The 264-nt window shown below is 69.7% G+C and carries 1 protein-coding gene; it reads right to left on the minus strand.

What is annotated here, in order from left to right:
• Positions 1–264: 3-hydroxyacyl-CoA dehydrogenase family protein (locus tag V5F48_RS25155; RefSeq protein WP_394260672.1), on the minus strand; the 264-nt coding region annotated here is incomplete at both ends.

Here is a 264-nt window from a genome sequence, read left to right on the forward strand (position 1 = left end):
GCGGATCGCAGAAATAGGCCTGGAACACCGAGCTCGTCACCGCGAAGTTCACGTCGTGGCCGATGAGATCCATGAGCTCGAACGGCCCCATGCGGAAGCCGCCGGCCTCGCGCATGACGGCATCGATGGTGGCGGCGTCGGCGGCGCGCTCCTCCAGGAGGCGCAGGCCCTCGGCATAGAAGGGCCGCGCCACCCGGTTGACGATGAAGCCGGGGGTCGAGGTGGCGTGCACCGGCACCTTGCCCCAGGCTTCGGCGGTCGCGA

Origin of the sequence: Xanthobacter autotrophicus ATCC 700552, from assembly GCF_043194565.1 — a bacterium.
Taxonomy (GTDB): Bacteria; Pseudomonadota; Alphaproteobacteria; order Rhizobiales; family Xanthobacteraceae; genus Xanthobacter; species Xanthobacter autotrophicus_F.